The organism is Bacteroides sp. AF39-16AC (genome assembly GCF_003602735.1).
In the GTDB taxonomy this organism is placed as follows: domain Bacteria; phylum Bacteroidota; class Bacteroidia; order Bacteroidales; family Bacteroidaceae; genus Bacteroides; species Bacteroides uniformis.
In genome coordinates this window covers 1-13871 of the sequence record NZ_QTLN01000027.1, presented here as the reverse complement: position 1 = coordinate 13871, position 13871 = coordinate 1, and the positions used below count along the sequence as shown (strand labels likewise).

The window sequence follows — 13871 nt, the reverse complement described above, 5'->3', positions numbered from 1 at the left end:
TCATAAATCGTAAATAGTTAAATCGTAAATATTAATGGGATTATTCTCCTTTACACAAGAAATAGCGATGGACCTTGGCACAGCCAATACCATCATCACCACGAATGGCAAGATTGTGGTGGATGAGCCTTCGGTGGTGGCTTTGGACCGTCGTACCGATAAGATGATTGCCGTGGGTGACAAGGCAAAGATGATGCACGAAAAGACCCACGAAAACATACGTACCATCCGTCCGTTGCGCGACGGTGTGATTGCCGACTTCTATGCCTGCGAGCAGATGATACGCGGACTTATCAAGATGGTGAACAACCGTAACCGTCTCTTCTCTCCGTCACTCCGCATGGTAATCGGGGTTCCTTCGGGCAGTACCGAAGTGGAGCTGCGTGCCGTGCGCGACTCTGCCGAGCATGCCGGCGGGCGCGACGTTTATTTGATTTTCGAGCCGATGGCTGCTGCCATCGGTATCGGTATCGATGTAGAGGCTCCCGAAGGCAACATGATTGTTGACATAGGTGGTGGTTCTACGGAAATTGCCGTTATCTCTTTGGGAGGTATCGTAAGCAACAACTCCATCCGTATTGCCGGTGACGACCTGACTGCCGATATTCAGGAATATATGAGCCGCCAGCACAACGTGAAGGTCAGCGAGCGTATGGCTGAGCGTATTAAGATTAATGTGGGTGCTGCCTTGACGGAACTTGGTGAGGATGCTCCCGAAGATTATATCGTTCATGGTCCGAACCGCATTACGGCATTGCCTATGGAAGTGCCGGTATGCTATCAAGAAGTGGCGCACTGTCTGGAGAAGTCTATCTCTAAGATTGAGACAGCCATCTTGAGCGCATTGGAAAATACGCCTCCCGAATTGTATGCCGACATCGTTCACAACGGTATCTACCTTGCCGGTGGCGGTGCATTGCTTCGTGGACTGGATAAGCGTCTGACTGATAAAATAAACATACCGTTCCACATTGCGGAAGACCCCTTGCATGCCGTTGCCAAAGGTACGGGCGTGGCATTGAAGAACGTTGACCGCTTCTCATTTTTGATGCGGTAATGCGGAATTTATTAAACTTTCTCATTAAATATAATTACTGGTTCCTCTTTCTTCTGTTAGAGGTTGCCAGTTTTATTTTATTATTTCGCTTTAATCATTACCAGCAGAGTGTGTATTTCACCTCTGCCAATGGCGTGGCGGGGAAGGTTTATGAAATATCGGGTGGCATCACTTCTTATTTCCATCTGAAGACGGCCAATGAGGACCTGCTCGACCGTAATATGTGGTTGGAGCAGCGGCTTTCCTTTCTGGAAAATGTATTGAAAGAAAAAGGACTGGACTCCGCCAGACTGTACAGCATGGAACGGCTTGCTCCTACGGAGTATCAGATATTTAAGGCGAATGTCATAAAGAACAGCTTGAACAAGGCTGACAATTATATCACTTTAGACCGTGGAACAACGGAAGGTATCCGTCCCGAGATGGGAGTTGTGGATGCCAATGGCGTGGTGGGTATTGTGTATAAAACCTCTCCTCATTATTCATTGGTCATTCCGTTGCTGAACAGTAAGTCAAGCATCAGCTGTAAGATTGTAGGCAGTGATTATTTCGGTTATCTGAAGTGGGAGGGAGGTGACTCCCGTTTTGCCTATCTGAAGGATTTGCCCCGGCATGCCGAATTCAATCTGGGAGATACAGTAGTGACCAGCGGCTATTCCACCGTGTTTCCCGAAGGTGTCATGGTGGGGACAGTGGATGACATGTCTGACTCGCACGACGGACTTTCGTATCTGTTGAAGATAAAGCTGGCTACGGACTTTGGAAAGGTGAGCAATGTGCGCGTCATTTCCCGCAACGGGCAGGATGAACAAAAGGCATTGGAGTCGAGGGCGGACGAGAAGTGACTAAGAAATTAGGGATTAGGGGTTAAGGATTAGGGATTAATCATCTTTATATCTTATAACTTATACACTCAATAACTTGTAACTCGTAACTTATAACTCATTAGCGTTGTTAATTAATTATCTGCATAAAATAGGATGGTTCATAGGCTTGGTACTGTTGCAGGTGCTGATATTGAACAATGTGCATATTGCAGGATATGCCACTCCATTTCTGTATATCTACTTGATACTGAAGTTTGAGTCGGACACTCCCCGTAATGCGTTGATGTTGTGGGCATTCTTTTTGGGGTTGGCTGTCGACGTCTTTTCCGACACACCGGGGATGAACGCTGCCGCTACGGTGTTGCTGGCTTTCTTGCGCCCCACTTTCCTGCGGCTGTTCGTTCCTCGTGACACGCTGGATACACTGGTTCCGGCCATCCGTACAATGGGGATTCTTCCTTTCCTGAAATATCTGGTTGTGAGTGTGCTGGTACATCATGGCTTGTTGCTTACCCTCGAATTCTTCTCTTTTGCCCATATCGGTACGCTGTTGTTGAGAATTGCGGCAAGTACCCTGCTTACTGTGACTTGTATTATGGCTGTTGAGGGAATAAGAAAGAAAGGATAAAGGGATTAAGGATTAGGAATTGATGAAAGACTATACACTGGAAAAGCGGAAATATGTAATTGGAGCGGCGGCTATTGTCATCGTTCTTATTTACGTGTTCCGGCTGTTCGACCTGCAAATCATGACTGATGACTACAAGAAGAACGCGGACAGTAACGCTTTTCTGAACAAGATACAATATCCATCACGGGGGGCTATCTACGACCGTAACGGTAAGTTGCTCGTGTTTAACCAGCCTGCCTATGATATTACGTTTGTGCCTCGGGAGGTGACGCAGCTGGATACACTCGACCTTTGCAGTGCCTTGAACATTACCCGTGAGCAGTTTGACAAACGGATGAAGGACGTCAAGAACCGCTGGATGAACCCCGGTTATTCCAAATACACCCATCAGGTGTTCATGACGCAGCTTTCTGCCGAAGAGTGCGGTGTGTTTCAGGAGAAGCTGTTCAAATTTCCAGGTTTCTATATTCAGCGGCGTACTATCCGCCAATATACCTATAACTCTGCCGGCCATTTGCTGGGAGACATCGGCGAAGTGTCCAAGAAAGACATTGAGAACGATGACTATTATATTCGCGGAGACTATATAGGCAAGCAAGGCATCGAGAAATCCTATGAAAAGTATCTGCGTGGAGAGAAGGGGGTGGAGATTCTGCTTCGTGACGCTCACGGGCGCATCCAGGGACACTACATGGACGGACAGTTGGACCGTTCCTCCGTACCCGGCAAGAACCTGACACTAGGCATCGACATTGACCTCCAGATGTTGGGCGAACGGCTGCTTCAACACAAAATCGGTGCCATTGTGGCCATCGAACCGGCTACGGGTGAGATTCTGTGCATGGTTTCCTCGCCTACCTTTGACCCTCATCTGATGATAGGGCGCCAGCGGGGAAAGAACCACCGCCTGCTGCAGATGGACAAGCGGAAGCCTTTGTTGAACCGTGCCATCATGGGAGCTTATCCGCCGGGCTCCACCTTCAAGACGGCGCAGGCACTGACTTTCCTTCAGGAAGAGATTATCCACGAAGATTATCCGACTTTCCCTTGTGCGCATGGTTTCAATCATAAAGGCCTTCATGTGGGATGTCACGGACATGGTTCGCCTCTGTCGCTGATTCCTGCCATCGCTACCTCTTGTAATTCCTATTTCTGTTGGGGATTGTATCGCATGTTCGGTGATAAAAAATACGGTTCGCCGCAGAATGCCATTACCGTATGGAAAGACCACATGGTATCGCAGGGCTTCGGCTATCGGCTCGGTACCGACCTCCCCGGCGAACAGCGTGGACTGATACCGAATGCCAAGTTCTACGACAAGCCCTATCGGGGTTCGTGGAACGGTCTGACGGTGATTAGTATCTCCATCGGGCAGGGAGAGATTCTTGCCACCCCGTTGCAGATAGCCAATCTGGGTGCCACCATTGCCAACCGGGGGCATTTCATTACTCCGCACATCGTGAAGGAGATAGAAGACAATGAACTGGACAGCATCTATCGCAATCCCCGTTATCCCACCATCGACCGCGAATATTATGAAATGGTGGTGAAAGGCATGCGTGCCGCTGTAGACGGAAGTACGGGTAGCGCCACTTGCCGCATGGCGGGAGCCATCCTGCCGGGTGTGGAGGTCTGCGGAAAGACGGGCACGGCACAGAACCGCGGCAAGGACCATTCTGTCTTTATGGGCTTTGCCCCGATGGACAACCCTAAGATAGCCATTGCCGTCTATGTGGAGAACGGTGGTTTCGGTGCCACGTATGGCGTACCTATCGGTGCCATGATGATGGACCAGTATCTGCATGGAAAGTTGTCGCCCGAGAATGAGATACGGGCGGAAGAATTCAGTAACCGGGTGATACTTTACGGAGATGAGGAGAGATGATGATGAGGGGTTGGGGATTAAGGATTAGGGGTTAGGGATGAACGGTGAGTGACTTCAATAGTAAATAGTAAATAGTAAAATCGTAAATAAATTGGTGACAAGGAGAGATAGCATATGGAAATCATTGGACTGGGTGACGATTGTCGTTTACCTGCTGCTGATTGTATTCGGCTGGTTCAGTGTCTGTGGGGCGAGTTATGATTATGGTGACCGTGACTTTCTGGACTTCTCTACGCGTGCCGGCAAGCAGTTTGTCTGGATTATATGTTCCTTCGGGCTGGGGTTTGTGCTGCTGATGCTGGACGATTCCCTCTATGACATGTTCTCCTACCTTATATATATAGGGCTGATGCTGTTGCTGATTGTCACGATATTCATTGCGCCCGACACGAAAGGGTCGCGGTCGTGGCTCATCCTGGGGCCGGTCAGTTTGCAGCCGGCGGAGTTTGCCAAGTTTGCCACGGCGCTGGCGCTTGCCAAGTATATGAGCGCCTACTCGTTTACGATGAAGAACTGGAAAAGCTCTCTTATGCTGGCTTTCCTGATTCTCTTCCCCATGTTGCTGATTATCCTGCAGCGGGAGACGGGTTCGGCATTGGTGTACTCTGCATTTTTCCTGATGCTTTATCGGGAGGGAATGCCGGGCGTGGTGCTGTTCTCGGGTATATGTGCAGTGGTCTACTTCGTGGTGGGTATCCGTTTTGATGCGGTGATGATTGCCGATACGCCGACGCCTATCGGAGAATTTGCCGTGCTGCTGATGGTACTGCTTTTTGCCGGAGGCATGGTATGGGTTTATAAAAAACGTTGGGAACCCACGCGGAATATTATCGGCGGTTCGCTGGGAGTGCTGCTCGTGGCTTATCTGATTTCGGAATACGTGGTACCCTTCAACTTGGTGTGGGTGCAGTGGGGGCTTTGTGCACTTGTTGTCGGGTATCTTGTCTTTCTTTCTTTAAGCGAGCGCCATTTATCTTATTTTCTGATTGGGCTGTTTGCTTTGGGTTCGATAGGTTTCCTCTACTCCAGCGACTACTTCTTCAATAAAGTGCTGGAGCCCCATCAACAGATACGTATCAAGGTGGTGCTCGGTATGGAAGAGGACCTTGCTGGTGCCGGCTATAACGTGAACCAGTCGAAGATAGCCATCGGTTCCGGGGGGCTGACCGGCAAAGGTTTCTTGAACGGTACGCAGACAAAGCTGAAGTATGTGCCGGAGCAAGATACGGACTTCATTTTTTGCACCGTGGGTGAGGAGGAAGGATTCGTAGGGTCTACGGCTGTACTGTTACTGTTCCTTATTCTTATTTTACGGCTGATTGTCGTGGCCGAGCGGCAGCAATCTCCCTTTGGCCGGGTGTATGGTTATTCTGTGCTTAGTATATTCTTGTTCCATCTATTCATCAATATAGGCATGGTGCTGGGGCTGACCCCCGTCATCGGTATCCCGTTGCCTTTCTTCAGTTACGGAGGTTCTTCTCTCTGGGGATTCACAATCCTGCTGTTTATCTTTCTGCGGATTGATGCGGGACGTAATCGCCGAATTTAGTTATGACCGTTTCCTTGTGGGACATGCGAATGGACTTGATTATCATTACATTGCATTTACACATTGTTTACATCGTAATGTAACGGCCGTTACATCACATTGTAACGTCCTTTACGCTGTATCGTAACGACTTTTACGCTATATTGTAACGCCCTTTACATGCTGGTGTAACGGTCGTTACATCCTGGCGTAAAAGACGTAACGCTACGAGGTAAGAGGGCAAGTTATGATACCCCGCCCGTTTCCGCTTCAAGGAGACGTGAGTGGGAGACTGAGGTGGTTGTTAGAAGAAGGTAATAAAGAACAATAGGGAGTTCCTATCTCTTCAGTTTGATGCCGATGTCATTGATTCCTTGCAGCCTTTCGTCCGGTAGCGTATAGGCCACTTTAAAGAGGTAGGTGCCGGGTTTGCCGATTCGAACGCTTCCTGCGGAGACGGCAGTCTGATAGAGACCTCCCCAGCCGTCACCTTTCCAGATTCCTTCTTTGTCCGCGAGGATTAGCTGTATGGTGTCCGTGGGTGACGGAATGGAATCTGCGGTGGTGTAGCAGATGGATAGAGGTAGATTCTGATAGGGGTAGTTGCTTCGGTTACGAACTTCCAAAGACAGTTTGTAGTAGGTCAGTGAGTCGGTGACCTTCACGTCGAAAGAGAGCGTGTCTTCGCGCAGCCAGCCTTCGGTGGGAAGGGATTGGAAGGAATGGTATACAGTCTGTTTGTCGCAAGCGCTCAGCAGGCTTGCGACAAACAGTAGTATGATACCTTTCAGGCAGAGATTCCTATTCTTGAGCCGGTTTGTCATTTTGGGCAGGTCTTTCACCTTGAGGTTTGGGCTTATTGTTACGGGGCGGACGACGGTTGTTATTGTTCCGTTGTTGACGTTCGCCTTGTTGCTGTTCACCTTGTTTGGGTGCTTGCCGGTCTTGTTTCTGTCTCGGTTGCCGGTCTTGCCTGGATTGTTCTCTCTGGTTGTTGGATTGCGGAGCACCCTGCTGCTCACCTCCTTGCGGACGACCGTTTCCACTCTTTTTCTTTCTCTTGTTACGGCTGTTGTTGCTGTTCTCGCCACCGTTGCCGTCACTGCCACTCTTGCCTTTCCGGTTGCGGTCAAAGCGAGTGAGACTCTCTTGTTCCAGCAAGTCCACCGGCTTTTTGGGTTCGGAACGATGGGTTTCTTCTATCAGGCTGTCGGGCTTGATGCCACGTCTGTTCAAACCGATAATCTCGAAGGCGCGTCTGCCGCTGATGGTCACCAGGTTGGCGGGGATGTTCTTGTCGCTCGAGTAGGTTATCTGGTTGCTCAGAATGTCGGCTTTGAAGAAGAAGAACTCACCGTCTTTGGTCTCTAAGGTAATCTCGCGTGAGGGCAGGCGTTTCTGTGCTTCCACGTAGCAGTCTACTTCGTAGTTGAGGCAGCACTTCAGCTTGGCGCATTGTCCGGCAAGTTTCTGCGGATTCAGTGATATGTCCTGGAAGCGTGCAGCGCTGGTAGATACCGACACGAAGGAGGTCATCCAGGTGGCGCAGCAGAGTTCGCGTCCGCAGGGACCGATGCCACCGATGCGTCCGGCTTCCTGGCGGGCGCCAATCTGTTTCATCTCGATGCGCACGCGGAAGGCGTCGGCAAGGACCTTGATGAGCTGGCGGAAGTCCACACGCTCGTCGGCGATGTAGTAGAAGATGGCTTTGTTGCCGTCTCCCTGGTATTCCACGTCACCAATCTTCATGTTGAGGTTGAGGTCCAGGGCAATCTGGCGCGAGCGTATCATGGTGGCGTGCTCGCGGGCTTTTGCTTCGTTGTACTTCTCCATATCTACGGGCTTCGCCTTGCGGTAGATGCGTTTGATGTCTGCCTCGGACTTGATATTGGCTTTCTTCATTTGTAGCGGCACGAGCCGTCCGGTCAGGGTCACCACACCGATATCATGTCCGGGGGTGGCTTCTACGGCTACGATGTCGCCTTTCTCCAGAGGTATCTTGTTGCTGTTGCGGAAATATCCCTTGCGGGTATTCTTGAACTGAACCTCTACCAGCTCGCTCTCATCGGCATTGCCCGGTATGTCGGCCAGCCAGTCGTAGGTGTTCAGTTGCTTGTCCTGCCTGCCGCAACTCTTGCAGCACAGGCCTCCGCTTCCATTATGTAGTTTAAATTCCATCATCTGTTTATTTACGATTTGACTATTTACTATTTACGATTTGATACTTTGCATTTCATTGTCTTGCCACTTTTCATTGTTTCAATAAAACAATCATTTTGAGGGAGAAGTCGAAAAACACCATGCGGGCGTTTACGTTCTGCTCGATGTGGCGCTGCGCTTCACTCAGTTCGTCCATGATACCCACGACGTTACGCTCGTTGACAAAGGGGGCGAAGCGGGTGGCGAAGTTCTGTTCGGGCAGCGTCATGTAGTTCATCTCCTTGCGGTGCAAGTTGTAGATGAAGTTCTCGCGGGTCATACGCTGGCAGTAGTCCAGGAAGTTCTTCTGCCGTTCGCGTCCCATGGCGGCAAGCTGCTCGCTCCATTGTTTCATTTCCCGTATCTTGCGCTGGTAGGAGAGTCGCATCAGGCTGACAAAGAGATTGAAGAACAGTTCGTTCTCCTCGTTCAGATGGATGGTCTCCAATGCTTTGATAAAGTCTCCGTTTGCCAGGTGGGCTATGGTCTCGCTGTCGCGGGGCTGCACTCCGTACTTCTGCTGCAGGGCTTCGGCTATGTCGGCTTCTTCAATCTTGGGGATGTTGAAGCGTTGCGTGCGGCTGAGGATGGTGGGCAGTATCATTTCCGGAGCTTCGGAAATGAGGAGGAATATCGTTTTCTCGGGCGGCTCTTCCAGCAGCTTCAGCAGCTTGTTGGCGCAGACTTCGTGCATCTTTTCGGGCAGCCATACGATGGTGACTTTGTAACCTCCTTCGCTGGATTTCAGACTGAGCTTGCGGGTTATCTCGTCGCTCTCTTTGGCATAAATGATGGCTTGCCCGTTTTCGGCATCCATCTCGTTCAGCCAATGATTCAGTCCGAAGTAGGGGCTGTTCAGCAGCAGGTGCCGCCAGTTGGCGATATAGTCGTCGCAGACTTCCTTTTTCCCTTTGGCACTCTTGACGATAGGGTATACGAAGTGTACGTCCGGGTGCACCAGCTTGTTCCATTTCACGCAGGAGGGACAAGTACCGCAGGCATCGGTTTCCGTCCGGTTGGGACAGCAGATGTAGCGGGCATAGGCAAGTGCCAATGGGAGTTTTCCTACTCCGGCAGGGCCGCAGAAGAGTTGTGCGTGGGGGATACGTCCTTCCTGCACTTCTTGTATCAGCCTTTGCTTGGCTGGCTCTTGGCCTATTATGTCCTTGAAACTGAACACGGGGTAATGAGTTATAAGTTATGAGTTATTACTTGTGATACTATCATTTGTCAATTATCAATTGTCAATTGTTCAGTATATTTGTTTGGCTACTTCCTTGATGCTGTCCGTGGCTCCTACCGAGTAGAAGTGCAGGCTGGGGACGCCGTGGGCTATCAGCTCTTTGCATTGCTGCACGCACCATTCGATGCCTACTTGCTGGGCTTCTGCGTCGGTGTTGCACTTCAAGACCTCTTGGGTCAGTCCTTCGGGCAAGTCGACTTTGAAAGTCTTGGGTATCATGCTGAGTTGTGACAGCTTCTTGAAGGGCTTGATGCCCGGGATAATCGGGATGGTGACACCGGCTTGGCGAGCACGTTCCACGAAGTCGAAATACTTCCGGTTGTCGTAGAAGAGCTGGGTCACGGCATACTCTGCACCCATCTCCATCTTCTTCTTCAGCCAGTAGATGTCTGTATCCATGTTGGGGGCTTCCTCGTGTTTCTCAGGATAGCAGGCTACGCCGTACGAGAAGGGGGTGTTGGTGACTTTCATTTCGGAGCCGTCCACAAAAATGCCTTTATTGAAGTTGTTGATTTGCTCTTGCAGTTCGACGGCGTGGTGGTAACCGTTGCCTACGGGGATAAACGAGGATTCGTGCTTTGCCTTGTCACCGCGAAGCACCAGCAGGTCGGTGATGCCGAGGAATTGCAGGTCGAGGAGCACGTACTCCGTCTCCTCGCGGGTGAAGCCGCTGCAAAGGATGTGCGGCACCATGGTGATGTTGTACTTGTTCTGGATGGCAGCAGCTACGGCTACGGTGCCGGGGCGGCGGCGTAGGCGGTTTCGCTGGAACAATCCGTTGCCGAGGTCTTTGTATACGTACTCGCTGCGGTGCGTGGTGATGTTGATGTATTTGGGGTCGAATTCCCGTAACGTATCTATGGTTTGATACAGCTTTTCGATGCCCGTACCTTTCAGTGGTGGCAATATTTCAAAGGAAAAAGCTGTTTTTTCGTTACTGTTTATCAGGTCGATTACTCTCATTTCTCTTTCGTTATCTTTGTCCGATTGGCAAAAATCTTGCACATTGGGAACAAAAATACAAAAAAGAAATGAGAAATGCCGAAATTGCCGGCTATTCTTTTATACAGCGGATGGAAAGAGCTTTATAGTAGGGCTTACCGGTGACATGGGCAGTGCTTGATACAAACTCGTCGCTTTCGCCGAGAAAATAAATGGTGCTTTCCGAAAGGGTATGCTTTGTATGATCCCAACTCCAAAAGGCGGTCATTTTATTGGGGCTGTTGTGTCCTTTGTTGTACCACATTCCTACCGGGAAAGCATTGAACCGGGTATGGTTGTTGACGGGGGCAACTTCACCGGATACCATTGCCTGCCATTCTCCTGCTTTTAGTATGGAGGCATCGTTGCCGGTGTAGTTTTTCAGCTGTTCCCAGTCTGCATCCGATGGAATTTTCCAGCCCTCGGGAGCCAGCTCTCCTGCCAGTATGGATTCTCCATTGTAAAAATAAATGTCATATTTGTCCGGCTTGTAATATCCGGCTTTGTCTGTTCCCAAGTCACTCTGTTTTTTCAAGGGAGCTCCGTCACGGTAGGTGGTGGCATGGAGCTCTTTACCCATCCAGTATTGGGCTCCAATCTTGACAATGGGGTATTCGGTAGACACTCCTTTTCTGATGTCTCGAAGGGTGTAGCATGCCACATTCACTTTGATGGCGTTTTCCGGTTTATCCAGAAGTAGCTTATGGTTATTGTCTATATAGAGCTTGTCTATGCCGGTATATTCCCCTTTAGTGTAGGTAAATCCATAGTCGTCTGTATTCCAGCTTATTCTTCCTCCGCAGATGGTGTCTTTACGGTCTGCAAGCTGTAGGATGACTCCATTGCTCAGGTCGGTCTTTTCATTTTCGCCTATGGGATAGGCTATAACGGCTCTGGAAGTCAATGACGCTGATTTGAGATATTCCTTGCAGACTTCTGCAATGGGTATCCCTTCGTGATAAATTCTGTACACATTTGAAAGAGAAAAGGAGAGAGCGGAGATATGTATGGCAGTGTAATCTTCCATATTGTCGGTGTCGATGGGAGGGAGGCTGCTCCATTCCTTGATTTTTCCGGCAAAACTGCTCAGTACGTTGCTGTTGCTCTGCATGGCTGATATGTTAATGATACATTGCGTGCTGCTACTCATTTCCACTTCGGGTATTGCACAACTGTATATACGTCCGCTCCACTCCATAATGAAGGATTGCTTGCCATCATTTATCGTTTGGGGTATGATGATGAATTCCTTGCCGGTAAGTTTGTTGTCTTTGACGCTCCATTCGCCGGAGGCTATGATGTCTTGTGTCCCCGTAAGATTACTGAAAGTCCCGTCTTCCAGATTATAATCGGCCGAGGTCTTGAGCCCGGTTGCGATGATACGCGGATTGGCTTTCAGCAAATCATTGGCAGAGTTGCTTGCGTCGGGTGTCAGAGAGATTGCCAGTTTGGACAGCTTGTGTTGGAACTCCAGGGTTACAGATTTGGTTTTACTGGTGATTCCTTGCGCTTTAGCTACCAAGAAGTCACTTTGTGCGCGGTTTTTCTCATTGCTCTGGTCTATCTGCACAGATACGGGAAGAACGGGTGTACCGGCAGCTACCCCTTCGGTTTGGTAAGGGTGGTAACTGATAAAGTCCAGTGACACATCTCCTTCCGGATAGAATACTGTCTTTTTGGGAACCAGTGTGGAGCCTTCCGTATATTCCAGGGCCAGATTGTCAATATACCGTTTTCCCTTGATGGAGCCGGAGGAAGTGGTTGCAAACAAGCCCATTCTGTCTCCTTTTTCAAAGGCGGTGTTTGTGACCTTGGTACTGGCCTTTTCCATTTTGATAGAGAACGTGATAGGTGTCGTCCCTTCCTCGATTTCCGCTTCTGATTCTTCGTCAATCCGGTTCACACAAGCTGTATTCCCTAAGGACATGCAGCAGAATAAAGAGGCAGCCAAGACTCCTCTTGCAAGAATAAGTTTCTTCATTGTATTATTATTGTGGGGCAACGGTTTTTCCGCTTTCCCAATTATACTCAATGAACCTTGTCTTAAAAATATGGATTTAGCAGAGCTATAACCGGTATGGAAAAGTCTTTTACGCTTTTGGATGCTAATTATCAGTATCACGCTTGATGCCGCAGTGCTTTTTAATCTTATTTTTTAATAACTTTTAATAGGTTTCGGGTACAAAGTTACTACAAAAAAGTGAAATGCGGAAAGATATAGTGATAGAATTGAGTTACAAGGGTTTTAGTTGAAGTGGCGATAATTCGTGAAGCCATTACAATCCCTGCCGAAGCCAAATCCTGACGCCGCAACGTTACTTGTTCGTAACCATGCCCGAAAATGCGACAAACGGGCACGGAGGGCGAAACAAGACACTAAGGAATAGTGAGTTACCGACAACTCACGCGAAAAATCCGGTTACGGAAAAAGATTGCGCCGTTCCTCTCCGTTTTGCGTACCGACACCGGACTCTTCACCAACTAATTTTGAAACCAAAAAATTAAGGACAATGAAGAGTACATTTTCAGTAATCTACTACCTCAAGCGTCAGGTAGTGAAAAAGGACGGGACAGTTCCCGTCATGGGACGCATCACAGTTGACGGCAGCCAAACGCAGTTCAGCTGCAAGCTGACTGTCGATCCGAAATTGTGGGACACCAAAGGTGGACGTGTCACGGGCAGAAGCACGGCGGCACTCGAAACGAACCGTATGCTTGACAAGATGCGGGTACGCATCAACAGGCACTATCAGGAAATCATGGAGCGTGATAATTTCGTCACAGCGGAGAAAGTCAAGAACGCATTTCTTGGACTGGAACACCGCCATCATACACTTATGCAGGTGTTCCGCCAGCACAACGAGGACTACGAGAAACAGGTGGAGGCAGGCATGAAAGCCAAAGGCACGCTGTTGAAGTACCGCACCGTTTACAAGCACCTGCAAGAGTTCCTCGACATCCGCTACCATGTGAAGGACATCGCCCTGAAAGAGCTTACCCCGGCTTTCATCTCCGATTTCGAGATGTTCCTGCGCACGGACAAGCACTGCTGCACCAATACCGTGTGGCTGTATGTCTGCCCGCTACGGACGATGGTTTTCATCGCCATCAACAACGAGTGGCTGACACGCGACCCGTTCCGCGAGTATGAAATCAAGAAGGAGGAAACGACACGCAGTTTCCTGACCAAAGAGGAAATACGCCTGCTGATGGACGGGAAACTGAAAAACGCCAAACAAGAACTGTACCGTGACCTCTACCTGTTCTGCGCCTTCACCGGGTTATCGTTTTCGGATATGCGCAGCCTCACAGAAGAGAATATCCGCACCTACTTCGACGAACACGAGTGGATAAACATCAACCGCCAGAAAACGGGCGTGGTGTCCAACATCCGCCTGCTCGACATCGCCAACCGCATAATCGGCAAATACCGGGGGCTGTGCGAGGACGGCAGGATATTCCCCGTACCGCATTATAACACGTGCCTTGCCGGTATCCGTGCCGTCGCCAAGCGTTGCGG

At 49.7% G+C, this 13871-nt stretch carries 11 protein-coding genes; 6 read left to right on the top strand and 5 right to left on the bottom strand.

The annotated features are described in order from the left end of the window. Positions 1-34: 34 nt before the first annotated feature. The 5 genes from DW039_RS17620 (at position 35) to rodA (ending at position 5949) form a co-directional block, all read left to right on the top strand. Positions 35-1057, top strand: coding sequence for a rod shape-determining protein (locus tag DW039_RS17620; protein WP_005828544.1), 1023 nt, complete (start codon positions 35-37; stop codon positions 1055-1057). Continuing rightward, a complete protein-coding gene (gene mreC / locus DW039_RS17615) occupies positions 1057-1902 on the top strand; it encodes a rod shape-determining protein MreC (protein WP_117878721.1) in 846 nt (281 codons plus the stop codon). The genes DW039_RS17620 and mreC overlap by 1 nt, the downstream gene beginning before the upstream one ends. Before the next feature lie 106 nt (positions 1903-2008). Beyond that, positions 2009-2512: a rod shape-determining protein MreD gene (gene mreD / locus DW039_RS17610; RefSeq protein WP_016274216.1), complete on the top strand. Its 504-nt coding sequence runs from the start codon at positions 2009-2011 to the stop codon at positions 2510-2512. Between the two features lie 19 nt (positions 2513-2531). Continuing rightward, positions 2532-4400 (top strand): penicillin-binding protein 2, encoded by a 1869-nt coding sequence (mrdA, locus tag DW039_RS17605; protein WP_034523063.1) that lies wholly within the window; start codon positions 2532-2534, stop codon positions 4398-4400. 91 nt (positions 4401-4491) lie between these two features. Then, positions 4492-5949: a rod shape-determining protein RodA gene (gene rodA / locus DW039_RS17600; protein ID WP_044467399.1), complete on the top strand. Its 1458-nt coding sequence runs from the start codon at positions 4492-4494 to the stop codon at positions 5947-5949. Between the two features lie 317 nt (positions 5950-6266). Here rodA and DW039_RS17595 read toward each other — a convergent pair whose 3' ends face one another. From DW039_RS17595 to DW039_RS17575, 5 genes are all read right to left on the bottom strand, one after another. After that, positions 6267-6752: a gliding motility lipoprotein GldH gene (locus tag DW039_RS17595; protein ID WP_009037256.1), complete on the bottom strand. Its 486-nt coding sequence runs from the start codon at positions 6750-6752 to the stop codon at positions 6267-6269. Beyond that, positions 6730-8106, bottom strand: coding sequence for a regulatory iron-sulfur-containing complex subunit RicT (gene ricT, locus DW039_RS17590; RefSeq protein WP_171030125.1), 1377 nt, complete (start codon positions 8104-8106; stop codon positions 6730-6732). The genes DW039_RS17595 and ricT overlap by 23 nt, the downstream gene beginning before the upstream one ends. A gap of 73 nt (positions 8107-8179) precedes the next feature. Continuing rightward, the gene (holB, locus tag DW039_RS17585) at positions 8180-9307 is read right to left on the bottom strand and encodes a DNA polymerase III subunit delta' (protein ID WP_044467400.1); all 1128 of its coding nucleotides are present in this window, start codon (positions 9305-9307) and stop codon (positions 8180-8182) included. A 72-nt stretch (positions 9308-9379) separates the two neighbouring features. Next, positions 9380-10333 (bottom strand): methylenetetrahydrofolate reductase [NAD(P)H], encoded by a 954-nt coding sequence (gene metF / locus DW039_RS17580; protein WP_044467401.1) that lies wholly within the window; start codon positions 10331-10333, stop codon positions 9380-9382. Positions 10334-10424: 91 nt separating this feature from the next. Beyond that, entirely contained in the window at positions 10425-12332 is a 1908-nt protein-coding gene (locus DW039_RS17575) for a fimbrillin family protein (RefSeq protein ID WP_022402253.1), read from the bottom strand. A 529-nt stretch (positions 12333-12861) separates the two neighbouring features. On the opposite strand from DW039_RS17575, the gene DW039_RS17570 reads away from it, so the two are divergent. After that, on the top strand, positions 12862-13871 hold a 1010-nt coding region (locus DW039_RS17570; protein ID WP_120382175.1), incomplete at its 3' end, for a site-specific integrase.

Bases quoted from the DNA above. Each gene is read 5' to 3' on its own strand.
- DW039_RS17620 (WP_005828544.1), top strand. From the start codon at position 35: ATGGGATTATTCTCCTTTACACAAGAAATAGCGATGGACCTTGGCACA.
- mreC (WP_117878721.1), top strand. From the start codon at position 1,057: ATGCGGAATTTATTAAACTTTCTCATTAAATATAATTACTGGTTCCTC.
- DW039_RS17595 (WP_009037256.1), bottom strand. From the start codon at position 6,752: ATGACAAACCGGCTCAAGAATAGGAATCTCTGCCTGAAAGGTATCATA.
- ricT (WP_171030125.1), bottom strand. From the start codon at position 8,106: ATGGAATTTAAACTACATAATGGAAGCGGAGGCCTGTGCTGCAAGAGT.
- metF (WP_044467401.1), bottom strand. From the start codon at position 10,333: ATGAGAGTAATCGACCTGATAAACAGTAACGAAAAAACAGCTTTTTCC.
- DW039_RS17575 (WP_022402253.1), bottom strand. From the start codon at position 12,332: ATGAAGAAACTTATTCTTGCAAGAGGAGTCTTGGCTGCCTCTTTATTC.